The 23,532-nt window shown below is 66.8% G+C and carries 21 protein-coding genes; 11 read left to right on the top strand and 10 right to left on the bottom strand.

Features of this window, described 5'->3' with window-relative positions; translation table 11 throughout:
• Positions 1–130: 130 nt before the first annotated feature.
• Positions 131–364, top strand: a complete 234-nt coding sequence (locus tag HCU64_RS07245; RefSeq protein WP_233383163.1) for a hypothetical protein — start codon at positions 131–133, stop codon at positions 362–364.
• Positions 365–376: 12 nt separating this feature from the next.
• On the opposite strand, the gene gyrB is transcribed toward HCU64_RS07245, so the two are convergent.
• The 3 genes from gyrB to HCU64_RS07230 form a co-directional block, all read right to left on the bottom strand.
• The gene (gene gyrB, locus HCU64_RS07240) at positions 377–2,824 is read right to left on the bottom strand and encodes a DNA topoisomerase (ATP-hydrolyzing) subunit B (protein ID WP_233383162.1); all 2,448 of its coding nucleotides are present in this window, start codon (positions 2,822–2,824) and stop codon (positions 377–379) included.
• A 266-nt stretch (positions 2,825–3,090) separates the two neighbouring features.
• Entirely contained in the window at positions 3,091–3,738 is a 648-nt protein-coding gene (locus HCU64_RS07235; protein ID WP_233383161.1) for an MBL fold metallo-hydrolase, read from the bottom strand.
• 96 nt (positions 3,739–3,834) lie between these two features.
• Positions 3,835–4,332 carry a hypothetical protein gene (locus HCU64_RS07230; RefSeq protein WP_233383160.1) on the bottom strand — a complete coding sequence of 166 codons (498 nt, stop codon included), beginning with the start codon at positions 4,330–4,332 and terminating at the stop codon, positions 3,835–3,837.
• Positions 4,333–4,573: 241 nt separating this feature from the next.
• Here HCU64_RS07230 and HCU64_RS07225 point away from each other — a divergent pair, with 241 nt between their 5' ends.
• Both HCU64_RS07225 and HCU64_RS07220 read left to right on the top strand, forming a co-directional pair.
• Complete coding sequence (locus tag HCU64_RS07225; RefSeq protein ID WP_233383159.1) at positions 4,574–7,594, top strand: penicillin-binding protein 1A; 3,021 nt, start codon at positions 4,574–4,576, stop codon at positions 7,592–7,594.
• Between the two features lie 43 nt (positions 7,595–7,637).
• Entirely contained in the window at positions 7,638–8,708 is a 1,071-nt protein-coding gene (locus HCU64_RS07220) for a hypothetical protein (RefSeq protein WP_233383158.1), read from the top strand.
• 7 nt (positions 8,709–8,715) lie between these two features.
• Here the strand turns inward: HCU64_RS07220 and HCU64_RS07215 are convergent, their stop codons facing one another.
• Both HCU64_RS07215 and HCU64_RS07210 read right to left on the bottom strand, forming a co-directional pair.
• The gene (locus HCU64_RS07215; RefSeq protein WP_233383157.1) at positions 8,716–9,258 is read right to left on the bottom strand and encodes a hypothetical protein; all 543 of its coding nucleotides are present in this window, start codon (positions 9,256–9,258) and stop codon (positions 8,716–8,718) included.
• Between the two features lie 29 nt (positions 9,259–9,287).
• Complete coding sequence (locus HCU64_RS07210; RefSeq protein WP_233383156.1) at positions 9,288–9,509, bottom strand: hypothetical protein; 222 nt, start codon at positions 9,507–9,509, stop codon at positions 9,288–9,290.
• A gap of 308 nt (positions 9,510–9,817) precedes the next feature.
• Between HCU64_RS07210 and HCU64_RS07205 the strand changes: the two genes are divergently transcribed.
• Positions 9,818–10,066: a hypothetical protein gene (locus tag HCU64_RS07205; protein ID WP_233383155.1), complete on the top strand. Its 249-nt coding sequence runs from the start codon at positions 9,818–9,820 to the stop codon at positions 10,064–10,066.
• Positions 10,067–10,075: 9 nt separating this feature from the next.
• Here HCU64_RS07205 and trhA read toward each other — a convergent pair whose 3' ends face one another.
• Entirely contained in the window at positions 10,076–10,756 is a 681-nt protein-coding gene (trhA, locus tag HCU64_RS07200) for a PAQR family membrane homeostasis protein TrhA (protein ID WP_233383154.1), read from the bottom strand.
• Between the two features lie 262 nt (positions 10,757–11,018).
• The gene (locus HCU64_RS07195; RefSeq protein WP_233383153.1) at positions 11,019–12,149 is read right to left on the bottom strand and encodes a COX15/CtaA family protein; all 1,131 of its coding nucleotides are present in this window, start codon (positions 12,147–12,149) and stop codon (positions 11,019–11,021) included.
• Between the two features lie 180 nt (positions 12,150–12,329).
• Here HCU64_RS07195 and HCU64_RS07190 point away from each other — a divergent pair, with 180 nt between their 5' ends.
• The gene (locus HCU64_RS07190; RefSeq protein WP_233383152.1) at positions 12,330–12,542 is read left to right on the top strand and encodes a DUF2842 domain-containing protein; all 213 of its coding nucleotides are present in this window, start codon (positions 12,330–12,332) and stop codon (positions 12,540–12,542) included.
• Between the two features lie 76 nt (positions 12,543–12,618).
• Positions 12,619–13,026, top strand: coding sequence for a hypothetical protein (locus tag HCU64_RS07185; protein WP_233383151.1), 408 nt, complete (start codon positions 12,619–12,621; stop codon positions 13,024–13,026).
• 10 nt (positions 13,027–13,036) lie between these two features.
• Here HCU64_RS07185 and HCU64_RS07180 read toward each other — a convergent pair whose 3' ends face one another.
• Positions 13,037–14,566 (bottom strand): SUMF1/EgtB/PvdO family nonheme iron enzyme, encoded by a 1,530-nt coding sequence (locus HCU64_RS07180; RefSeq protein ID WP_233383150.1) that lies wholly within the window; start codon positions 14,564–14,566, stop codon positions 13,037–13,039.
• A 171-nt stretch (positions 14,567–14,737) separates the two neighbouring features.
• On the opposite strand from HCU64_RS07180, the gene HCU64_RS07175 reads away from it, so the two are divergent.
• Both HCU64_RS07175 and HCU64_RS07170 read left to right on the top strand, forming a co-directional pair.
• The gene (locus HCU64_RS07175; RefSeq protein ID WP_233383149.1) at positions 14,738–15,610 is read left to right on the top strand and encodes a DUF4399 domain-containing protein; all 873 of its coding nucleotides are present in this window, start codon (positions 14,738–14,740) and stop codon (positions 15,608–15,610) included.
• Positions 15,607–17,133, top strand: a complete 1,527-nt coding sequence (locus HCU64_RS07170; protein ID WP_233383148.1) for a caspase family protein — start codon at positions 15,607–15,609, stop codon at positions 17,131–17,133. Before HCU64_RS07175 ends, HCU64_RS07170 begins: the two co-directional genes overlap by 4 nt.
• A 33-nt stretch (positions 17,134–17,166) precedes the next feature.
• On the opposite strand, the gene HCU64_RS07165 is transcribed toward HCU64_RS07170, so the two are convergent.
• A complete protein-coding gene (locus HCU64_RS07165; RefSeq protein WP_233383147.1) occupies positions 17,167–18,237 on the bottom strand; it encodes a polysaccharide deacetylase family protein in 1,071 nt (356 codons plus the stop codon).
• A 186-nt stretch (positions 18,238–18,423) separates the two neighbouring features.
• On the opposite strand from HCU64_RS07165, the gene HCU64_RS07160 reads away from it, so the two are divergent.
• Entirely contained in the window at positions 18,424–19,617 is a 1,194-nt protein-coding gene (locus HCU64_RS07160; protein ID WP_233383146.1) for a GNAT family N-acetyltransferase, read from the top strand.
• Positions 19,618–19,622: 5 nt separating this feature from the next.
• Here HCU64_RS07160 and HCU64_RS07155 read toward each other — a convergent pair whose 3' ends face one another.
• Complete coding sequence (locus tag HCU64_RS07155) at positions 19,623–21,914, bottom strand: GumC family protein (protein WP_233383145.1); 2,292 nt, start codon at positions 21,912–21,914, stop codon at positions 19,623–19,625.
• Positions 21,915–22,100: 186 nt separating this feature from the next.
• On the opposite strand from HCU64_RS07155, the gene HCU64_RS07150 reads away from it, so the two are divergent.
• Together HCU64_RS07150 and HCU64_RS07145 are read left to right on the top strand one after the other, a co-directional pair.
• On the top strand, positions 22,101–22,673 hold the full coding sequence (locus HCU64_RS07150; RefSeq protein ID WP_233383144.1) for a polysaccharide biosynthesis/export family protein: 573 nt from the start codon (positions 22,101–22,103) through the stop codon (positions 22,671–22,673).
• 73 nt (positions 22,674–22,746) lie between these two features.
• Positions 22,747–23,139 (top strand): acyl-CoA thioesterase, encoded by a 393-nt coding sequence (locus HCU64_RS07145; RefSeq protein WP_233383143.1) that lies wholly within the window; start codon positions 22,747–22,749, stop codon positions 23,137–23,139.
• Positions 23,140–23,532 lie beyond the last annotated feature (393 nt).

Raw genomic sequence — 23,532 nt, 5'->3', positions numbered from 1 at the left:
ACCGGAAAGACCCTGGCTACACGCAGGGGAAAGCACTTTTTGCGCCGGCGAAGCACCACCTTGCGCTCTGTCAAGCATGGTTCGACGTCGGTGGGGCACTAGCTTGGCCGTTCCAGCAAGGAGCACGGCGATGAGACAGCGGACAGAAGGCAAGGCCGTCCGGATGCGGATTCTTCTCTGGCCCGGTCCGCGACGCGCAGTGCCGGCGAGCCCTCCGATCCCAACCGGCGTGGCGCGCGGGAAAAGGCTGCCTGCCACGACGCTGACGGCTGCCGATCTGATCGCGATGGCGCGTGCGGCCCGCGCCGCGTCTAACGTCGCGGCCGGCAGAGACAATCAGCAGCCGGCCGCCTCCAAACCGTGAGGCTCGCGGCGACTACACGTCGAGGTTCGCCACGCTCAGCGCGTTCTCCTGGATGAACTCGCGGCGCGGCTCGACGATGTCGCCCATCAGCTTCACGAACAGGTCGTCGGCATCCTGGCTGTCCTTGACCTTCACCTGGAGCAGCGAGCGGGTCTCGCGATCGAGGGTGGTCTCGAAGAGCTGGTGCGGGTTCATCTCGCCCAGGCCCTTGTAGCGTTGGAGCTGCAGGCCCTTGCGGCCAAAGGCCATGATGGTCTCGAACAAGGCGACGGGACCATGAAGAACTTCTTCCTCGCCCTTGCGTGCGAGGGTGACGGGCTCGTCGTAAATCTCGCGAAGCGCCGTGACGCGCGAATGCAGCCGGCGGGCCTCCTGCGACGAGATCAGCGAGGCGTCGAGGCTCGAGACCTGGCGGACACCGCGCAGAGTCCGGCTGAAGGCGTAGCCGCCCTCGCTAGCCTCGCCGACCCAGCCGCGCTCGATATCCTCGGCGATCCGGTCGAGGCGCTTGGCCACCACATCGGCCAGGGCTTCGGCTTCACCGACATTCTCGGCTATCTCGGGAGACAGGGCACCCGCAAGCACCGTCTGCTCCACGACGGAGCGGTCGTAGCGCGTGTGCAGAGCCTGCAGGGTGCTGCGGAAGCTGCGAGCCTCCTCAACGAGCACCTTGAGCTGCTCGCCGCCGAACTCGGTCCCGGAAGCGAGCCGCAGTACCGCGCCTTCGACGCCCTGGTCGATCAGGTAGTCTTCGAGAGCCCGCTCGTCCTTGAGGTAGATCACCTTGCGGCCGCGCTCGGCTTTGTAGAGGGGCGGCTGCGCGATGTAGAGGTGGCCGCGCTCGATCAGCTCCGGCATCTGCCGGAAGAAGAAGGTCAGCAGCAATGTGCGGATGTGGGAGCCGTCCACGTCCGCATCGGTCATGATGATGATGCGGTGATAGCGCAGCTTCTCGGCGTTGAAGCCTTCGCGGTCGGTCGAGGAGCGGCCGATGCCCGCGCCAAGCGCCGTGATCAGCGTTCCTATCTCGGCCGAGGACAGCATCCGATCAGCGCGCACGCGCTCAACGTTCAGGATCTTTCCGCGCAACGGCAGGACCGCCTGGAAAGTACGGTCGCGGCCCTGCTTGGCCGAGCCGCCGGCCGAGTCGCCCTCGACCAGCAGGATCTCGCACTTGGTCGGATCGCGCTCCTGGCAGTCGGCAAGTTTGCCGGGCAGCGAGGCGATGTCGAGTGCGCCCTTGCGGGTGATGGTCTCGCGGGCCTTGCGGGCTGCCTCGCGGGCGGCCGCGGCCAGAACGACTTTGCCCATCACGGATTTCGCCTGTGACGGGTTCTCCTCGAGCCATGTCGCAAGGCCCTGGTTCACGATGTTCTCAACCGCCGGGCGCACCTCGGAGGAAACCAGTTTGTCCTTGGTCTGCGAGGAGAATTTCGGGTCGGGCACCTGCACGGAGATGATCGCGGTCAGTCCCTCGCGGCAATCATCACCGGTGAGCGAGACCTTCTCCTTCTTGGCGATGCCAGAGGATTCCGCGTAGCCGGTCAGCTGACGGGTCAGCGCCGCGCGGAACCCCGCCATGTGGGTGCCGCCATCGCGCTGCGGGATGTTGTTGGTGAAGGGCAGCACGGTCTCGTTGAACGAGTCGTTCCACCACAGGGCGCATTCGACCCGGATGCCGTCGCGCTCGCCCAGCACCACGAGCGGCTTGGTCACGCCGTCGATCGGCTTGCGGGAGCGGTCGAGGTAGCGAACGAACTCCTCGACGCCGCCCTCGTAGCAGAGCTCCTCGCGCTTGTGCTCGGCATGGCGTGCATCGACGATGACGATGCGGACGCCCGAGTTCAGGAAGGCGAGCTCGCGCAGGCGCTTCTCCAACGTGCCGAAATCGAACTCGACCATGGTGAAGGTGTCGGTCGATGGCAGGAAGCTGACCTCGGTGCCGCGGCGGTCGCCGGCCGGCCCGACCACGGCGAGCGGAGCCACGGCCTCACCGTGGCGGAACTCCATCATATGCTCCTGGCCGTTGCGCCAGATGCGCAGGCGCAACCACTGCGAGAGCGCGTTGACAACCGAGACGCCGACGCCGTGGAGGCCGCCCGAGACCTTATAGGAGTTCTGGTCGAACTTACCGCCGGCATGGAGCTGGGTCATGATGACCTCGGCCGCCGAGACGCCTTCCTCCTTGTGGATGTCCACCGGGATGCCGCGGCCGTTGTCGAAGACAGTGGCCGAGCCGTCGGCATTGAGCGTCAAGGTCACGAGGCTGGCATGCCCCGCGAGCGCCTCATCGATCCCGTTGTCGATGACCTCATAGATCATGTGGTGGAGGCCGGAGCCGTCGTCGGTGTCGCCGATATACATTCCGGGACGTTTGCGGACGGCGTCGAGGCCCTTAAGCACTCGGATCGACTCGGCGCCATACTCTTCGGCGCCGGCGGGATTCTCGTTGTCGGACATGAACTTCCTCTAGCAGGCGAGGTGTTCGCTCAAGGATCATCCGGCCCGGCGACGTGAGGGTGGTGCGCCGGGCGCGCGCCTGCGAATTGTGTGCCCGGCTGATATAGGCGTTCCGCCTTGCGAATGCATCGATTTTCGACCGGCTCCTACGGGCCGCCGGCATTAGTTTTCGGCAACCGTGTCGGGCGCGCCGCTAGGCCGATCAGGCCGCTTCACACACGCTCGTCACCGCCGGGGTCAGCGGAGAAAATCTGCTGGAACTGGTCTCAGCCCTGGAGAAACGGGTTGGTCTCGCGTTCCTCACCGAGGGTTCCGGTCGGCCCGTGCCCCGGGATGAAGGCCACGTCGTCTCCGAGCGGCAGCACCTTATCGAGAATCGCCCGGATCAACTGCTCGTGGTTGCCCCCGGGAAGATCCGTGCGGCCGACCGAGCCGCGGAATACCACGTCGCCGACGAGCGCCAGCCGCTCGTCTCCGCTCATGAAGACCACGCTACCCGGCGAATGCCCCGGCGCGTGCAGGATATCGAAGGTCAGCCCCGAGACGGTGACCTGGTCGCCCTCGTCGAGCCAGCGGTCCGGCGTGACCTGGCGGGCGCCCGCGATGCCGTATTCGGCGCCGGTCTGCGGCAGCCGGTCGAGCAGGAAGCGGTCCGCCTGGTGCGGCCCTTCGATCGGCACGCCGCCCAGCCGCTCCTTTAGCTCGGCCGCGCCTCCAGCATGGTCGATATGGCCGTGGGTGAGCAGGATCTTCTCGATCGTCAGGCCCTGGCCCTGGATCGCCTGCTCGATCCGGTCGAGGTCTCCGCCGGGATCGACCACGGCACCGATCTTGGTCGCATCGTCCCAGATCAGGGTGCAGTTCTGCTGGAAGGGCGTGACCGGGATGATCCCGGCGCGAAGCGTTCCCGTCATGGGCGTCCGATCGGTGGCGTGCCGGTGCTCGGCACCTTCGGTCTCCTTAGCCGGATCGGTGGCGCAATGCACCCGCGACTGCGGTGCTCCCGGCGATCAGCATAACCGGTTCAGGCGGTAGCCGTTCGAGCCGGCGAAGCCGCTGATCCGGCATCCGCCGAAGAAGCCGGAAAAGCCGAAGCTGTCACGCCCGGTTCGCCAGGCGCCGCCTTCGCCAGCGGCATAGCGCACCGTACGCACGACCCGCGGCTTGGCAGCCTGGCGCACGGGAGCCGGAGCGGCTCGCCGCGACGCCCGCGCATGCTTCCGAGTCTCGGCGGCCTGCGCTGCCGCCGGCTCCTGCACCGGCTCGGTATTGGCCGGCTCTTTGACGGACGCGAGGCCCTGGCCGGTCGCTGTCTGGGAAGCGACCGGGGCGCTCGGCAGCGGCTTGGCGGCAATCTTCGCCGGCGGGTCGACCCAGGTCGTCGTGGCGCCCTGTGCGGCAGCGGACGTCGCGACCGTGGCGGATGCCGAGGGGAGGGGGGCCGCTTGGGCGATCGAGGAGACCGCGAAGGTCAGAGCGGCACCGAGGGCGATCATGCGCTGGGTCATGACGGTCTCCGAGCTCGTAAACACTGGGAAACATCGCGGGTCGAAGATTCCGTATCGGCCTCTCGACAGATGAGATCAGTAGATCACCTCTTAACGGTCGCCTGTGCGCGGCTGCACGCAATGTCCGGCACGCCGACGCGGGCACCTTAAAACAGCCGCGTTGTGCACCGCATATGGAGGCTCGGGCGTTGTCCTCGGACGGCGCCTTCGTTTGCGTCATAGCACCGGTGCCCATCGCTCGATGAACGCCATCCTGATCAAGCTGTTCGCGACCGCGCTGACCCTCAGCCAGGTCACGACGCGGCCGGACGCGGTGAAGACGCAGTTCGATCCGGTGGTGGACCGCGATCAGGTCGTGCAGGTGCTGCGCGACGGCTGCGCGCACATGCGCAAGGCCTTCGACATCGAGGACATCAATCTCGACGAGCTGATCTCGACGGCGATGGAGGACCCGTCCTCGGTCGCAGGCGACAACGCGCCCAAGATTCTGCACGGGCTCGATCTGGCCGAGCTGAACACGAGCTACAAGCAGTTCTGCAAGGGCGAGAACCCGACGAACTCGCCCTTCGACGCCCGCGCGGTGATCGAGTTCTACAACAACGCGGTGAAGGACTTGCCCTCCGCCGAGGCGCTCAAGGATACGAAGCTGCCGGGCGCGAGCACCATCCTCGACAATTCCGGCAAGACCTATTCCGAGGCCTTCGAGACCAACGGACGCCGCCGAGTGCTGCCCATCGGCGAGATCCCGGAGATGGTGCAGAAGGCCTTCGTCGCGGCCGAGGACAAGCGCTTCTACCAGCACCACGGCATCGACGAGCGCGGCGTGATCCGCGCCTTCATCGGCAACCTCGCCTCGCCAGGGCGCCCGGCGGGCGGCTCGACCATCACGCAGCAGGTGGTGAAGAACCTCTCGGTGGGCGACGACGTCACCTACGAGCGCAAGATCCGCGAGATGATCGTCGCGGCGCGGCTGGAGCAGATCCAGACCAAGCCACAGATCCTGGGCCTCTATCTCAACGGCATCTATCTCGGCCGCGGCTCCTACGGCGTGGAGATGGCGGCCAGGAGCTGGTTCGGGAAATCGGTGGCGCAGCTCAGCGTGGCCGAGGCGGCGCTCCTCGCCGGCCTACCCAAGGGCCCGAATTACTACAGCCCCGAAAAGTACCCCGATCGCGCCCGCGAGCGCCGCGGCTACGTCCTCTCGCGCATGAAGGAGGACGGCGTCATCACCGAGGAGCAGCTCGCCGAGGCACAGAAGAGCGATCTCGGCATCAAGCCGTTCGAGCAGGTCCGCCGCGATGCCGGCTTCTACTTCGTCGAGCATCTCGGCCGTGAGGCGCGCACCTTCGCCGGCCTGGAATCGCTGACCAGCACCTCCTACACGGTGCATTCCACCGTGAATTCCGGCCTGCAGAGAGCCGTCGAGACGGCCCTGCAGGATGGCCTCGCCAATTACGAGCGCGGGACGGGTCGGGTTTTCTTTGACGGACCGGAGATGAACCTCGCCGAGGCCGTGAAGAAGTTCGAGGCGATGCCTCCGACCGTGGAAACGGCGCTGCCGCCTCCGCCACCGCCCGAGCCGGCACCCACCCGCGGCAGGAAGGCGGCCCTCAAGCAGCCGCTTCCTCCGAAGCCGGCCGGTCCGAAACCCGCCTGGCAGCGCGCCCTCGAAATGGCGCGGCCCGTGCTCTACGACGTTCATTGGCCGCTGGCGGTCGTCCTCTCCACAGGCAAGGCTGGCACCAAGGTTGGCCTCGCGGACGGGCGCGTCGCGAGCCTCGATGCCGGTGCTGCGCGCGGACGGCTTCAGCTCTACGACGCGGTGCGGGTGAAGCTCGTCGATCCGTCCGCCCGCGCCCCGCGCGCCCAGTTGCGCGTCCGCCCGGCCGTGCAGGGCGCAGCGATCGTGCTGGAGAACAAGACCGGCCGCATCCTGGCGATGACCGGCGGCTTCTCCTACCCGCTGAGCCAGCTGAACCGCGTGACTCAGACCGTCCGTCAGCCCGGCTCGACCCTCAAGCCGCTCACCTATCTCGCGGCCCTGAATGCCGGCTTGCAGCCCAATACCCTGGTGATGGATTCTCCCGTGACGCTGCCGCCGATCGGTGGGACAGGGGATTCCTGGTCGCCGAAAAACTACGACGGCGGCGGCTCCGGCCCGACCACCCTGCGGCGCGGCCTCGAATTCTCGAAGAACCTCGTCACCGCCCGCCTGCTCCAGGGCGGCATCGCCGAGAAGGCGCCGCAGAGCCTCAAGCGCGTCTGCGACATCGCCCTCGAAGCCCAACTCTACGCCGAGTGCGAGAACTACTATCCCTTCGTGCTCGGCGCGCAGCCAGTGCGGATGATCGACCTCGCGAGCTTCTACGCCGCCATCGCCAACGAGGGTGCACGCCCGAGCGCCTATTCTCTTGAATCGGTCGAGAAGGACGGCAAGCCGGTCTTCACCCACCCGGCCAAGGCGCCGGTGCGGATCGGCTCGGCCGACCGCGTCGCCTTCTACCAGCTCAAGACCATGCTGCAGGGCGTGACCCAGCACGGCACGGCCGCCGCGATGTCCGGCATCTCACAATACGTCGCCGGCAAGACCGGCACGTCGGAGAACGAGAACGACGCCTGGTTCGCCGGCTTCACCAACGAGATCAGCGTCGTGGTCTGGGTCGGCTACGACAATGCCGATGGCATCCGCAAGACGCTCGGCCGCGGCCAGACCGGCGGCCATGTTTCGGTGCCGATCGCCAAGTCGATCTTCCAGGCGGCCTGGGCCAATGGCGTGCCGCGCACCGTGCTCGCGCCGCCATCGCCCGAAACCCTGACTCAGATCGCCGACCTGCCGATCGATCCGAGGAGCGGGCAGCGGCTCTCCGGCGGAGGTTTCCTCGAGCATTTCCGAAAGAAGAACGGCCAGGTTGCCGACACGCAGTACAACCTCGTGCCGCGCGAGACGATGTACGCAATGCGGCCCGATTCCCAAGACGGCGACTACGGCAACTCCGAAGATGGCGCCGACGTCGCTGGCGACTATTACGGCAACCGGGCCGGCCGCAATGGCAGCGACCTGCTCGATCCCTTTGCCCGGAACGACACCGATCCGTATGCGTCGCGGCGCACGCAGCAGCGCTACGACCCCTATCAGAACTGGCCAGGGCACAACCGCTATGGTCAGGCTCAGCCTTCTCCATTCGGGGATGACGCCGACAGCTACCCGCGACCGCGTCGTCGCGATCCGGACTACCTGTTCGGAGACGATCCGCGCTACTGAGCGGCGCCTCCGCGCATAGCCTTCACAGCCCCAAGGATTCGACGTGCTGAAGCAGCTTTCGGCGACCCTTCTCTTCGCCCTCGCGGCGGCTGGATCGGCTGACGCTCAGGAGACCATCAAGCTGCAGGCGCCCCCCGCGCCCTCGGCGACCGTGCCGTCCAACGTGAAGGACGTGGGCGCCTTGGACCCGACCGACGTTGCGACGCTCAAACCCGGCACCATCCTATTCACGGACTACCGCGACAAGGCCTCGACCAATCCGGAGAGCGGGCTCATTTCCTATAATGACTGGGTCAAGACACGGCCCGCCGAGGCGGCGGCGCTGGCGCCTTTTCCGGGCTACGCCGAGCCCGATTACAGCCAGACGCTCAATGGCGTGACGAAGCAGCGCCACGAGACCCTGAAGGTCTACGTCGCGGAAGGCCGCTTCGTCGTGAACAAGGCTCCCGGCGCCATCGACGTGTCGCGCTACGCCACCCTCGACTTCGTCTCAAAGATGGACGGTGCGATCCGCCACAAGGCGCTGAACCCGGCCGACGTCACCCCGACCAAGGATCCAGCCGCCGCCTTTGCCAAACGTCCCGACCGGGCCTGGTGCGATGCGCCGAGCACTGTCTGCCTGGAGTCGCGCTACGATCTCGAAGGCAAGCTGCCGCTCGGCGTCCGGCTCGCCAACAAGCTCGAACTCGGCTCGACCAAGAAGGTCGCCGAGTTCGTCTCGTTCCAGAGCGAGCTGCGCGTGCTGCAGCCCGGCGAGGCAGCCGGCCTCAACGCGCTCACGAAGATCGACACGCCGGTCGCCGGCGGCCTCGAACAGACGATCTTCTGGGTCAACCAGATCCTGCGCTTCGGCAACTTCCTGGCCGTCGTGCAGCCGCTGCCGAACGATCCGGGCAAGTCGGTGGTGACCACCTACATGGCGCTCGCGGTAAAGGCCGACGTGCTCGACCGCAAACAGGAATATGTACGCGTGCCGGTGCTCAAGAACCTGCTCCCGGTGCAGGTGCTGATGGGCAATTCGTCGTTCAACACCGGCAATTCGATCAGCGCCGGACTTCCGACCTATTCCCGCAACCGGATCAGCGCCTTCGCCGAGGCCCTGGCGAAGAACTGATCGCTTCTCAGCCCTTTGCGTCTGGTTCGGTGACCCGGCGGAGGCGGCCATTGCGCTTCTCGTAGCGGAAGATCGAGGTAAGCGCCTCGCTCGCCTCCTGCGCCTCTGCGGTCTCCTCCGCTGCGCGCGGCTCGCCGCGCGAAGCCCTATCGAGGGCGCCGAGGGCGACCTCGCGATCCCGGCGCAGCGAGGCGATCAGTTCCGGCCGCATCCGCGCGACGATGGTGGTGCCGTCGGCAAAGTCGATGTCGATCACAGCGGGCTGTGTCGAATCAGGCGTCAGTCCCTCCTCGATCACGCCGAGGCCGGCCCGCACCGTCGAAACGGCGAGCCGCGCCGGCATTGCGAGACCGCCCGTCGCCGGCAATGCCTCGCGCAGGTTTCCAAGGAAGCCCGGCAGGGCGCTGCTGCGGGGGGGCGCGGCATGAGGGCTCAGGCGCACGATCGTCTCGACGCCGCGCGCCATGCCGTCCGGCAGCGTGAGCAGCCCAGCTTCGTAGGAGCCGGTTCCCGCGCCGCAGGCACCCTCGTCGATCGAGAAACCTCTCATGCCGTGCCCTGCCGCGCCGGTCGCCCGGATCAGAAGCCGCGGTTCGAGATCGTCGGCAGCGTCGGCTGCGTGAACTGGCGGTTCACGTCAGGGCGAGTCTGTGTGCCGTTGGTGTTGCTCGAGCGGCGGTAGTTGTCGGGGTTGAAGCTCTCCGAGAGCCCGCTGCCGCCCGGTCCGGAATCGGTGCTGTTGCAGCCGGAGAGCGCAGACATGGCCAGTCCGGCGACGAAGAGGGCGAGGGTCAGGCGCATCAGTGGATTCCCGTTAACAAGATGTGCGGCTCGCTGGCCGTCGCGCAACGACCGTGCAAAGCTGCATGGCCTGATCGCTATCGGACGGATCCCATCGTCCGCATCAGGCCTGCGACCCGGCGCTGTCTCCGTCAAGCAACTCTGTACCGTTCCCTAACGGTTTCGCTTGGATGTGATGTCGAGAGGCCACTCGGGGCTTACCACGCTGATCGGAAGTCGGGGGGTTAGGCCACGAGACCCCGGCATTCGTGTGGAGGAAGCCGGGCGGACGGTGGCAGAATGGGGCGAAATCGCGAAAGGCTCGCCCCATGAGCAACGTCGTTCCCTTCCGCCGTCCGGCACCCGTCACCGTCAGGCCGCGCTGCGACGTTGTTTCGGTTGCCGACGATCTGTTTGCCGCGCTCGACGGGCTGCAGGATCTGGCCGAAAGGGCCGCCTTGATGAACCGCCCCGCCTGCGAGGTGGACGCGATGGTTCAGGGACTGCTCGAAGCGGTGGGCGCCGTGGAACGCGCGCTCGACTGTCTCGGCGAGGGCAGCGAAGCCGCCCCAGGCTGAACGGGCCCGTCAGTTACCGGCGGCGAGGACGCTGGTGACGATCGTACCGTAGTGACAGCATGCCGCCGCGAGCACAAAGGCGTGCCAGATCGCATTTTGAAACGGCAGGCTGCGCCAGACGTGGAAGACCACGCCAAAGGAATAGAGCAGTCCGCCGATGGCGAGCATCCAGAGGGCCGCCGGCGAAAGGCTTGCGATCGTGGACTCGTAGGCGAGCACGCCACTCCAGCCGAGCATGAGATAGAGCACGATCGAGAGGCGATCCCATCGGCCCGGCATCAGCAGCTTTATGGCGATTCCGATCGCAGCCACGGTCCAGATCAGCCCGAGCAGGCTCCAGGCAACCGGGCCGTTGCCGACGAGCGCAACGAGCGGCGTGTAGGTCCCCGCGATCATCAGGTAGATGAAGGCGTGATCGACCCGACGCAGGATCCATTTGCGCGGCGAGACCGGCCACATGTTGTAGGCGGCGGAGACGCCGAGCATGGCGACGAGAGCGCCGGCATAGATCAGGACCGAGGCCCGAGCGATCCAGCCAAGATGCGTCAGGGTGGCGATGACGATGAGCGCGATTGCACCAATGGTGCCCAAGGCGACCCCGAGAAGATGCACGGCCCCATCGGCCCGCAGCTCCTCGCGGGTGTAGTGCCAAGTCAGCGCGAGCGGCCTTCCATCTTCCGCCAGGAACATCTGAAGCTCCTCATCGATCGGTCAATCATAAATCACAAGACGTCCAAGTTGTTCCGCGACCGGAATACCGAGCTGCACTGACACAGTGCAAAGCTCGAACGAACAACCGATTCGAGCCGCGTGTGCAGTGCGGCACGAGTACTGCCCTGTAGCGCATTGCCGCGTTCGGCAAGGCGCTACAGTCCGATCTTCCGCCGGTCTCCTTGCGGAGCTTGCATGAGGCATGCCGCGGCGGAGTCCCGAAACGGTACGGGCTATGCGGTCAGATCGGACGGCCGGCGAGCTGCTCGAAGCCAAACGGCACGGCGGCCTCATCCGCCGCCGCGACCGCATCGTGGCCCCGGCTGAGCCGCGCATGGGCGGTGGCCATCGTCAGGACCGCCATGGCGAAGACCTGGTGCGCGAGTGCCGCCCAAAGCGGCACCGCGAGCAACAGCGTGACGATGCCGAGCCCCATTTGTCCGAGCGTCAGGATCGCGACGCCTGCCGCCCGACGCGCCGCGCCCGTGCCGGCCGCGCTCAGTCGCGCATCGAGCGCGTGCAGGATCGCTGCGAGGACGACGAGATAAGCCACGATCCGGTGGTTGAACTGCACGAGGGTAAGGTTGTCGACGAAGTTCTCAATCCAGGGCACCGTCGCGAACAGGGTGTCCAATGGCGGCACGAGCCGGCCGTTCATCGTCGGCCAGGTGTTGTAGGCCAGCCCGGCATGGGAGCCCGCGACGAGGCCGCCGAGTGCGATCTGGGCGAGAACCAGAACCATGAGCACAACGGCTCCCGCACGGATGCGTCCCGGCGCCGGCGCGAGCACCGTCGAGCGGGTGCCGGCGGCGAGCCAGACGAGACCCGCCAGGATCAGGCTCGCCGTCGTGAGATGCAGCGCGAGTTTCACGGGCGCCACCGCCGTCATGCCGGGCTGGAGCCCGGACGCCACCATGATCCAGCCGATCGCGCCCTGGAACGCGCCGATCACGCCGAGCGCGAGGAGGCCAAGGCCGAGCCGCCTATCGAGTGCGCCCCGAAGCCAGAACACAATCAGCGGCAGGAAGAATGCGAGGCCGATCAGCCGCCCGAGCAAGCGATGCGCCCATTCCCACCAGTACAACGCCTTGAAGGAATCGAGGCCCATGCCTTCGTTGAGGATCTTGTACTGAGGCGTGTCGCGATACTTCTCGAACTCCGCGGCCCAGTCTGCCGCCGAGAGTGGCGGGAGCGCGCCGGTAACCGGCTTCCATTCTGTGATCGACAGGCCCGATCCGGTCAGCCGGGTCGCACCGCCGAGCGCCACCATCGCGACAACGAGCCCGGCGAGCACGTAGAGCCAGATCCGCACCATACGGCGATGCGGGCGGATGGCCGCGGCCCGGGTGGCGGGGATAGGGGAAGAAGGCATGAGGCTCGGCGGTGTCTGAAGGCGCGCGCCGGACGTTCCGGCATGTCGGGATGCTTTAGGCCGGGCGTGGGTCGCGGAGCAACGCCGACGGGGTCGCAGCGGCAACCACATGCGTTGCCAGGCTCGCACAGGCGCTTTAGGCCTGCCCTCATCGTCGAGACACGCCTTCGGACCCGACTCATGCCCCGCCGCATCCGCGCCCTGATCGGGACCATCGCGATCCTGGCTTTCGTGATCGTCTATGCGCCGCTCGCAATGGCGCTCGCCGACAGCCGCATCGCTGAGACGCCAGCTCTGGTGCAGGCATTTCTCTACTCGATCCTTGGCATCGCCTGGATTTTTCCCCTGATGCCGCTGATCCGTTGGATGGAGCGCCCGGACGATCCTGCCTGATCCTCCTTATTTCGCCGTACTCCCTCTCCAGAAGGCCGCGAACTCGCCCCATCAGTCTCGGAGCCGACCGCGCCCGATGCCCCGTCTGCCCGTATCGACGATCCTTGCCCTTAGTGCCGCAGGTCTGCTGCCACTGCTCGCCTCCGCTGCCTGGGCACAGGGTGCGCCACGCTCCGTCGCCGATTGCGAGCGGCTTAAGAACGATTTGGCCTACAATCAGTGCCTCGCGATGTTTGGCCCCGCCGCCAAGGGCGTATCCGGAGGCGACGATTCCGGCGGCGGCCCCGCGATCACCGTGCCGCCGCCAACCCCTTCGGCCATTGCCGGCATGCCGGCTCTCGAAGAGCCCGTGATCGATGAGACTCCACGCCGAGGTCGGCGCAGCCGTTATTCACGCAGCGGAGGGCGGCAGAGCGCGAGCTTCGACGTCGGAGGTTCGAGCGAGGAGGGATCGAGCCGCCGGAGACGGCGACGCCGTCATTGAGCGGGCACGTCTATAGGTCGCGGGCGACGCGGAACCCGTTGGTGTAGTAGCGGACATCGCGATCGTAGCGGAACCTTGCGGACGAGCGCGCCGCATTGGCCTTGTTGGCAAATGCCCCGCCGCGAAGCACCCGCATCTGGCACTGCCCGGTGCGCCAGGACGAGCCGTCCGACGGGGCGCTCCGATAGGAGCCGTTCCAGCAATCGTCGACCCATTCGGCCGCGTTACCGGCCGTGTCGAACAGCCCGAAGGCATTCGGCCGGAAACTGCCGACCGGCAATGTCGTCCGTGAGGGATTGCTGGAGCAGTCGTCGCAATTGGCTTTGGCGTTGCCGGCGGCCGCTCCCCAGGGAAAAACCGAACGCGACCCGGCGCGCGCAGCGTATTCCCACTCGGCTTCGCTCGGCAGCCGATAAGCCTGTTTCGTCTGTGACGACAGCCATTTCACGAAGACCTGTGCCTCGTCCCAGCTCACGTCGATGACCGGCCGATCGGCGCGCCCGAAGCCATGGTCGTCGATGTCCGCGCGACAGGCCTTGGCAGCAGCACAGGCATCCCATTGTGCGAAGGTGACCTCGTAGCGGCCGACGGCAAAGGGCTTCGCCAGCGTCACGCGGTGTTGCGGCTTCTCGAATTCGCTGTCGGTCGAGCCCATCGCAAATTCGCCGGAGGGAACGACCACAAGTTCAGGGCAAGTGTCGCAATCCCGGAAGGTCTCGCCTGCCTGCGGGGCGGCCGCCTTCGCCGTCGCGTCGGCATCTGTGGCAGCGCCGCTCGATGACGGCGCGGCCGCCGGCACGTTCGCGGTGATGTAGAAGTCACTCAAGAGGGAGGACGACACCAAGGGAACCTGCCGGCCTGCCGTGGCCTTGGCGACGGCGTTTCGCGTCTTGGCGAAGGCCTGCTCGAGTGTCACGTTGGCGATGGCCGTCTGACGCTGAAGCTCCGGCAGGAAGGGATCGGCAGCGTCGCCGGCCGCACCCTGCGAGCCCTTCTGCGAGTCCGTGCTCGCGTTAACGATCGCGAGCGTTCCCTCGTGCAGTTCCAGCGCTGCGGGCGGCCCGTGCGGAAGCCCGAAGGCTTCCACCACGGCTCCGCTGCGCGGGGCGTCGACGATGATGATCTTGATCGACGCGCCCCGGCGGGAGAGATCGCTCTCGATCGCGTTCAGGTCGATCCCGGCGGACCGCGCCGCTTCCTCCGAGCCGCCCCGTGCGTCGGAGGGCAACAAAATATTCGACTGGCCCAGCCTCAACATCGCGCCGCGGAACAGGAACAGGGTCGTCGAGCCGTTGCGGGCCTTCGCGACGAAGCTGCGCACTGCCTCGGCCATGCGCCGCTTGTCGGCATTCTCGATCATGGTTGTGGCGAAGCCGAGCCGACCGAGTTGAGCGCCGATCCCCTGGAGGTCATTGCCGAGCAGCAAGGCGATGCGAGAACCCGAATCGGCTGATGGCGGCTGCTGGGCACGGACGTGAACCGTCGCCGAGATTACCAGCAGCAGGAGCAACGCCAGTCCCGTCGCCAACCTCTTCCGCATGTCTTCCGCAGATCCTCGACGCGCGCCCGACAACCCTCCACGGAAAGTGACAGGATTCGTGAGGTCTGCATAGGTGACGGCTTGCCATTGTGTTCCGTCGGGACGAAAGTCTTGCGGAGACTGTATCCCTCAGTCGTGACCGCCGGGAACCATGCTGTGCACCGAATAGCGATGCGGCAAACCTTTTGGCTCGCGGTTGTACTAGTTGTGCAGTCCGGCGCGGTGTTGGCCCAAGGTGGACAGCCGGCCGGTCCGAGTGCGTCACCGCCCGGCGCGGCGGTGTACTTCATCGACCTCAAGAACGGCGCAACCATTCCGCCCTCGAGCGTGGTGCATTTCGGCCTTCGCGGGATGGGCGTGACGGCGGCCGGCCTGCAGAAGGACAATTCGGGCCATCACCATCTGCTCATCGACACAGACCTGCCAAAGCTGAACGAGCCGATCCCGAACGATCTGAACCACTTGCATTTCGGCGCTGGCCAGACTGAGGCGACGCTCGACCTGCCGCCAGGCGAACACACGCTTCAACTCCTGCTGGCCGACCACAAGCACATCCCGCACTCACCGCCCGTGATGTCGGAGCGCATCAAGGTCATCGTGAAGGAGGCCGCGGCCTCTGAACCCACGACGGCGCAGAAGGGCGCCCGGCATCCCTCGCCGAAGGACGCCAAGGTCTACATCGTCAGCCCGCGCGACGGCGGCTACGTCTCGCGCACGCCGCTGATTCGGTTCGGCCTCGAGAACATGGGCGTCGCACCGGCAGGCTTCGCGAAGGCGAATACCGGCCATCATCACCTCCTCATCGATACGGATCTGCCACCGCTCGATCGTCCGATTCCCAACGATGCCAATCATCTCCATTTTGGCGCGGGGCAGACCGAGGCGAAGGTTTCGTTGCCGCTCGGCCAGCACAGGCTGCAGCTCGTCCTGGCCGACGAGAACCACGTCGCGCACGATCCACCGGTCGTCTCGAAGCCGATCACGGTCAACGTCACGGCATCCGGACAGGCACCGCGGCGCAAACGTCATAAGCGCCGGCGATGATCGACGAACGAGCAGCCTCGCGACCGGCTTCGCGCGCCCAATCGACGACTGGCTGGCTCTTGCGCGTGCTGGCGCTGGCCTGCTCCATTTTGTCCCCGGCCGGTCTGGAGGCGCAGGCGTCCGAGCGACGAGTGGCGCTGGTGATTGGCAACTCGGCCTATCGCAACGCGCCGGTTCTCTCCAATCCGGTGCGCGACGCCTCGTCCGTCGCGGAAATGTTTAAGAAGGCCGGCTTCACGAAGGTGGAGCTCAAGCAAGACCTCGAAAGCCTGGAACTAAAGCGCGCCATTCGCGCATTCCTCGGGACTGCCAAGGATTCCGAAATCGCCGTCGTGTTCTTCGCCGGGCACGGGATCGAGGTGAACGGCGCCAACTACATCATCCCCGTCGATGCGCGGCTCAAGACGGATTTCGACGCCGAAGACGAAGGCGTTTTGCTGGAGAGGATCATCCGCGCCGTCGAGCCGGCGCGGCGTCTGCGGCTCATCATCCTGGATGCTTGCCGCGACAACCCCTTCATCCCGCAGATGCAGCGGACGGTGAGTTTGCGCGGGATTACTGCGGGTCTCGGCAAGGTCGAGCCTGCCGCAAGCGATACGCTCGTCGCCTATGCCGCCCGAGCGGGCTCAGTGGCAGATGACGGCCAGACGGATCATTCGCCCTTTACCACGGCGCTGCTCAAGCATCTGACAACACCGGGCCTCGACATCCGCGTCGCCCTCGGCCGCGTCCGCGACGACGTCGTGCGCGATACGGGCGGCAAGCAGGAGCCTTTCGTCTACGGTTCGCTCGGCGGCTCGACGGTTAGCCTCGTTCCGGAAAAGCCGGCTCCAGCGGTCTTGCAGACAGATCCGAGCGCGGACGGTTCGCGCGACTACATGCTCGCGGATCGGATAGGAACGCGGGATGCCTGGAATTACTTCCTGCGAGCGCATCCCACGGGCTTTCTGGCCGATCTCGCACGCGCGCAGCTTCAGAAGTTGCCGGACGATCCGGCTCCAGCGGTGGCGACGCGTGCCGACCTCCCCAAGGTGACACCCAAGCGCCCCGGCGTAGAGCCGGCGCCAGCAGTCAAGGTGGAAGCGCGGCGGCACGACCCCGTCGAGGTCAAACCAGAAGTGGCTCAGGTCGTACCGCGGAGCGCTTGCGAGCGCGACCGTGAAACCCTCGCCATGCTGCGGGATCGGCAGGTGGCGGAGGAAATCGCCGCCTTCGCGCGCGACCTGACATGCGAAGCACTTCGGCCGCAGGTCACACGGCTTCTCGAAAGCACCGGCTCGTCCGACGGCGCCAAGGCGTCACTCGCCGCCCCCTCGACGAAGCCCACCACGAGCACTCCAGCCGTTGCCGTGTCACTGGGAAGCGATCGCTCCGCGCCGAGTTGCGAGGACGAGGCCAAGGCGCTCACCCGCCTCAGATCGGCACCGAACCTGACGGCGGTCGAGACATTCGAGCGGAATCTGACCTGCAAAGCCCTGAAGCCCCAGGTCTCGCGTTTGCGCGAGAGCCTACAGGAGAACTGAACGTGACGATGGTTCCGGCGGCTGACTCTCGCATCAGCCGACATTGATCCGCCGGCCGCGATTCCAGACCAAGAACGGAACGCCCGAGATCAGGCTCGCCAGCGCCGCATCGGTCTGATGCAGCCCATTAATCGAGACACGCGGCAGAGCATGCAGATGCCCGGCATGATCGGCGAAGAGGTGACCGGGGCGCGTCGTCACCGCGGTCGCGAAACCGAGTTCTCGTGCGATCGCGAATTCGCGAGGGCCCGCCGAGGTCGGATCGCCAACCGGGAAGGAAAGGTGCCGGATGTCGCGGCCGAGACTGGCCGCGATCCGTGCGCGGCTCTCGGCGACCTCGCGCCGCGCGAAGGTTTCATCGTGCTTGGCAAGCATCGGATGGCTCACCGTATGTGCACCGATCGTCACAGCGGGATTAGCGGCAAGGGCGCGCAATTCGTCCCACGACAGGCATAGCTCTTCGGCGACCTTTCCGGGTGCAAAGCCGGCGCGCTCGCAGAGCGCTGCGATCGTCGCGAGCAGGCGCTCTTCCGGAGCCGACCGCAAGGCGCGGTAGACGGCGTCGAAGGCCGCCGACTTCTGCGCCGCATCGCCAGCCAGCAGGTCGAGGGCGAGCCCACCCGTCTGCTCAGGGCTCAGAGCGACGCGGTCGAGCGCGGCGATCGCCCGCTCGAGTTCAATCCACCAGAGGCGTCCGCGCCCCTCCGCGAAATCGCTCGCGACGAACAGCGTCCAAGGCGCGCCATGCCGCGCCAGAATGGGCGCAGCGAATTGCAGGTTGTCGCGATAGCCGTCGTCGAAGGTCAGGACAGCGAAGGGTGCCTGGGTGGCCCGCCCACTCAAACGCTCCGGGACTGCGTCGAGCCCGATCAGTTCGAAACCGCGTGCCCGCAGCAGGGTGAGTGTGCGATCGAGAAAGTCCGGCGTGATCGCGAGCAGACTGTTCGGCGCATATGCTGCCGGCGCCGCCGGGCGGACGTGGTGGAAGGTCAGGATCAGTCCGCGTCCGCGCGTGGCCGGTGCCAGCCAGCGGTCCGCACCGGCAAGCGACACGGCCGAGAAGCCGGCCCTGAACAGCCGGTGACGATTGCGCGACGACAGCATCGTAAGCCCTGCGGAACGAAACCCGGCCAGCGACTGTAGCGAGTGAGTGAACAAGCTTTCGTTACCCATCCGGCGAGATCGCCGGTGACGGCCACCGGCGGTTCCGGCTCCTTCAATCCCGAGTTCAGCTCTCGCGGGCTATCTCGACTGGACCGGGGACGACGAATGGCCGGCAAGGACGGGTCGATGACGAGTCTGGCACAGGACCTGACGGGTGCGGGCATGATCCGTGACAGCTTGCGCGACGGCCTGACGGCTGAGCTCTTCACCGACCTCGCGAGTGTCGAGGCGCTCTGGCGCAGCATGGAAACGGCGCCAGAGGCCCTCGCGACGCCGTATCAGCGCTTCGACTGGGTCGCCGCCTTTGTAGCGGGCCTTGAGGCGCAGGATCGCCTGCGCATCCTGGTTCTGCGGGACGCTGCTGGCCGGCCCGCTGCACTGATGGCGCTTTTGATTGCACGGATGCGCGGGTTCACGGTGGCACGCGTTGTCGGCGCCAAGCACGCCAATTACCACATGCCTCTCTTTGCCTCGCATCAGGCCGCCGGACTGTCCGCGGAGGAGGTGGAGGCTGCGCTCGTGCGGGCCGGGCAGGCGGCGGGCATCGATGCCTACGCCCTCGATCATCAGCCGCGCTTCTGGGACGGCTCTGCCAACCCGCTCAGTGCCAGGGGCACACCCTGCGCCAGCGACGCCTACGGCCTTATGCTCGGCCCCGATGCCGAAGCAACGGTGAAGCGCTCCTTCAGCGGCGACGCCCGCAAGAAGCTGCGCGCCAAGGAGCGCAAGCTCGTCGAGGCACTCGGCCCCGTGGACTACGTACAGGCGACGACGCCCGAGAGCATCGCCGCGATCCTCGAGGCTTTCTACGAACAGAAGCGCACGCGCTTCGCCGCCATGGGTATCGCCAACCCCTACACCGACGACGACGTGAGACGCTTCATCGCAGGTGCGACCGCTCCCTGCGAGGGCCGCCCTGCGATCGAGCTGCATGCGCTGATCGCGAGAAACGACAGGCGGGTGCTCGCGACCTTCGGGGGCGCCGTGAACGACGACCGCTTCAGCGGGATGTGGACCTCGTTCGACCCCGATCCCGAGATCGGCCGCTTCAGCCCCGGCGACCTCCTGCTGCACCACCTGATCGGCCAGCAGACGAGCGCCGGGCGCCGTGCCTTCGATCTCGGTGTCGGCGAAGCGCGCTACAAGTCGAGCATCTGCGACGAAACCATCGAACTTGTCGAAGTGCTGATCCCGGTGACCCTGCGTGGTCAGCTGTTCGTGCTGGCGGCGAACGCGGCCTCGCGGCTCAAGCGCCGCATCAAGCGCTCGCCACAGCTGTGGCAGGCGGTAAGCCGCCTGCGCAAACTGCGCCGCTCGTAGCGCCTTCAGGCCGACAGGCGGAGCGCCATCTGCGGCTCGGCCGCCTCAGCATGGGGATCGCGGGCCACGAGCACCTGTCCCGCGCCGGCCTCGGTAGCGAGGCCGTAGAGGGCAACGAGACCAGCATCGTCCGGCTCAGCGTCGGAGGCGATCACCACCGAGTCCATGCAGGCGGATAGAGCGGACATCATGTCGTCGGCCGGATTGGTCGTCGTCGCGACCAGCCGGCAGATCACCCAGTCATAGGCCTGTGCCATCGCGTTGAGGCCGATGGCGAGGCCGTGCGGCTCGTCGAGCAGCACCGACCGGTCGGCAAGGCCCGTGCGGATCGCGTGGTGACGCGAGCCAGCAGCACGGTGGATCACGTCGAGGAAGGCTGCCCCCCCAACGACGAGGTCGGTCAGGCCCGGATGTCCGCGGCCGGCCGGCTCGCCAGCGACATCCACGAGCAGGGTCGTGGCGCGAGGGGCCAGAGCGCGAGCGAGACCGCAGGCGAGGCCGTCCGTTGCGGTGGCAGGCTCGGTCGTCTCGACGACGAGAACGCAGCGTCCACCCTGAGCGGTCGTCGTACCGAGCCGATCGATCAGGATCTGCAGGGCGTAGCGGTCGTCCTGTGCCGCGGCCGGCCGAGCCTGCTCCGGCGTCTCGACGGACGGCGTGGCGCGCGCTTCTGCCACGAGGCGAGGGAAGGCGGCGTGGACAGTGACAGGCGCCTCAAAGCTGCCATAGGCGGGAACGATGCGGGGCGACTGACGGCGCCGGGTCGGCGGCATCGGCTCGGGATAGTCGCTGCGGTCAGCAGCCGGCTCTATCGTGCCGGACGGGTCGCGGCCCGATCCGCTACGGGTGGCGCGCCGGTCGAGATCGTCCTCCGGCGTCGCGAGCAGGTGGCGGCCGAGCACGGCGGCGACGGCGAGCATGAGCGTCAGCATCGTGGCGAAGCCGACGATCGGGATCTTCTTCGGGAAGGAGGGCAGCTCCGGCACCATCGCACGCGAAACGATGCGCGCATCGGCGGGCGTCGCGCTCTCGGCGTCGCGCGCGGCTGCCTCGCGGTAGCGGGAGAGGTAGGATTCAAGCTGCTCGCGCTGAACCTTGGCCTCGCGCTCCAGGGCACGAAGCTGGATCTCGCTGGAATTGCCTTTGGCGACGACGTCGCTCTGGCCCTGCACGGTCGCCTGAAGGCTGTCGACGCGGGCACTGGCGATCTTGGCGTCGTTCTCCAGCGTGCGCACGATGCGCTCGGCGGCGGCCTTGATCTGCGCGTCGAGATCCTCGACCTGCGCGGTCAACTCCTTGATGCGCGGATGTGCCGGCAGCAGCGTGCGCGATTCGAGGGCGAGCTGCGCGCGCAGCGTCATCCGGCTTTCGACCGTGCGGCGGATCAGTTCGTTGTTGGCGACGTCGGGTATCTCGAAAGCGCGGCCTTCCTTGATCATCTCCTTGAGCAGCTTCACGCGGCCCGTGAGATCGGCCTTGATCGTGCGGGCCTGCGAGAGCTGGCTCGACAGTTCGCCGAGCTGCTGACCGCCGAGCGAGGTGCCGGAGGTGTTGACCGAGCTGATCAAGCCGTTTTTGGCACGGTAGGCTTCGACCTTCGCCTCGGCGTCGGCAACGCGAGCGCGCAGGGTATCGATGTTGCTGCCGAGCCAGGTCGACGCGTAGCGGGCCGTGTCGACTTTCGCGGCCTCCAGCGAAGCGATGTACAGCTCCGAGATCGTGTTGGCAGCCTTGGCGGCGAGCTCTGGATCGCCCGACTTGAACTCGACCTGCAGGATTCGCGACTTACCGGCCGGATAGACCAGGAGCCGGTCGAAATAGGTATCGAGGACGCGGTCCTCGGGCTTGGCGTCGAGGGATGGCTTCCGCAGGCCTGCCAGCATCAGGAGACGCCGGATCAGGCCGGGCTCGCCGGCGGTCGGATCGAATTCGGGGTTGCCGACGAGGTCGAGCCGGCGCACCGCCTCACGGGCGAGGTCTCGCGACATCACCACCTGGACCTGGCTCGCCACCGCCTGCTCGTCGATCGGCTGCGCCTGATCGCCGCGCTCCGTCGCGGTGCGGGCAAAGGACGGGTCGCGGGTCTCCAGCAGGATCTTCGACTCCGCCGTGTAGCGGGGCGGGACCACCTGCACGAAGACACCCGCGCCGGCCGCCACCAGCAGGGTCGGGACGAGGATCCAGGCCCAGGACCGCCGCAGGATCGGAGCGACCTGCGACAGCGTCAGCCCATCCCGCGCCGAGGGCGGGTAGGACAGATGCGGCGAGGGATCGGTAGTCGATGAACGGCGAGGCATGGCAACCGTCTTTACGCAAGGCAAGACTTCAGGGACCCGAAGGCCCTCTTAACCAATAAGACCCGGCATGGTTTACTGACAGTTAAGCTCGTTGATTGCGACTGTGTCTGAATGCAGGACGTCAGCTTTCATTAACCATATCGCCGTAGACCCGGATCAGTCATTTCGTAACGACGGCGTATTCGTATGAACCGGCGAGCACTGATCCTGGCTCTCGCGTCGACGCTGGCACTCGGCGGCTGCTTGCGCCCGGACTTCCGCACCAGCGAACTCGACGCGACCGGCACCGGCTCCATCGCCGCGCGCTACACGCTGTCGGCAGGCGACAAGCTGCGCATCATCGTATTTGGCCAGGACAACCTCTCGAACATCTACGCCGTCGATGGCGGAGGCCGAGTGGCGCTGCCGCTGGTCGGCACCGTCCAGGTCGGCGGCCAGACCACGGCGCAGGCCGCGCGACTCATCGAGAGCAAGCTCTCGAACGGGTTCCTGCGCGAGCCGCATGTCACCGTCGAGATCGACGCCTACCGGCCGTTCTACATCCTTGGCGAGGTCACGACCTCGGGCCAGTACCAGTACGTGAATGGCATGACGGTCGAGACGGCTGTGGCCATCGCCGCCGGCTTCGGCGCACGCGCCGCGCGCGACTACGCCGTGCTGACGCGCGAAGGGCCGGGGGGCCTCGTCAACGGCATCGTTCCGATGAGTTATCCGGTGCGACCGGGCGACACCATTGTGATCAAGGAGCGCTTCTTCTAGCAGCTGCTCCAACTGGACCCGATCGATTGCGCAGAGCATAAAGGACGCGCAGTCGAAGCGGGAGAAAGCGCAGATGGATGAGGCGGTTGCCGAAGGCGAGCCGAAGGGCGAGCTTACTGTCCGCACCATCGCGATGCCCGCCGACACCAACGCCAACGGCGACATCTTCGGCGGATGGGTCCTCTCGCAGATGGACCAGGCCGGCGGCATCGCCGGTGTCGACCGCGCGCAGGGCAGGGTGGTCACGGTCGCCCTCGATGCCATGACTTTCATCCGCCCGGTTCATGTTGGCGATGTTCTCTGCGTCTATACGCGCATCGGCCGCGTCGGCCGCACCTCCATGACGATCGAGGTCGAGGCCTGGGCCCGCCGCTTCCGCACGCAGGTCCGCGAAAAGGTGACCGCAGCAACCTTCGTGTTCGTAGCGATCGACGACGACGGGAAGCCCCGGCCGATCCCAGCCTGAACGGTCGCCAGCGTCTGCACATCCGCTCCAGTCCAGCGCCTCAGATTGTCACTTGGATCAAACCGGCCTCAGTCGGACGCCTTCGCTTAGAAAATTCATTTCCATCAGAAGTCGCCCGACCTCCTGCGTTCGTCGATGAGGAACGCTCGGTCGAGCGACACCCTTCCTCGGCTCCACAGCGGCCGAATGGGCAGAAGACAGGAATCTCATACCGAGGCCGCCCTGCGCCTCGCCACGCGGACGGTGCGAAGAGAGCCGGGCGCGCGCAACCCGAGGCTCGACCGGGCTCGCTGGCCGACGCGGGAAACCGAACGCCCGTTCGAAAGTTCGTCACTCGTAAACGAGGAGATGAGCGATGGATCGCGAGCGCGACCGGGATACTGCCGAAGAGCT

Origin of the sequence: Methylobacterium sp. C25 (genome assembly GCF_021352225.1) — a bacterium.
GTDB lineage: Bacteria > Pseudomonadota > Alphaproteobacteria > Rhizobiales > Beijerinckiaceae > Methylobacterium.
This window is presented reverse-complemented; position numbering and strand designations above follow the sequence as displayed.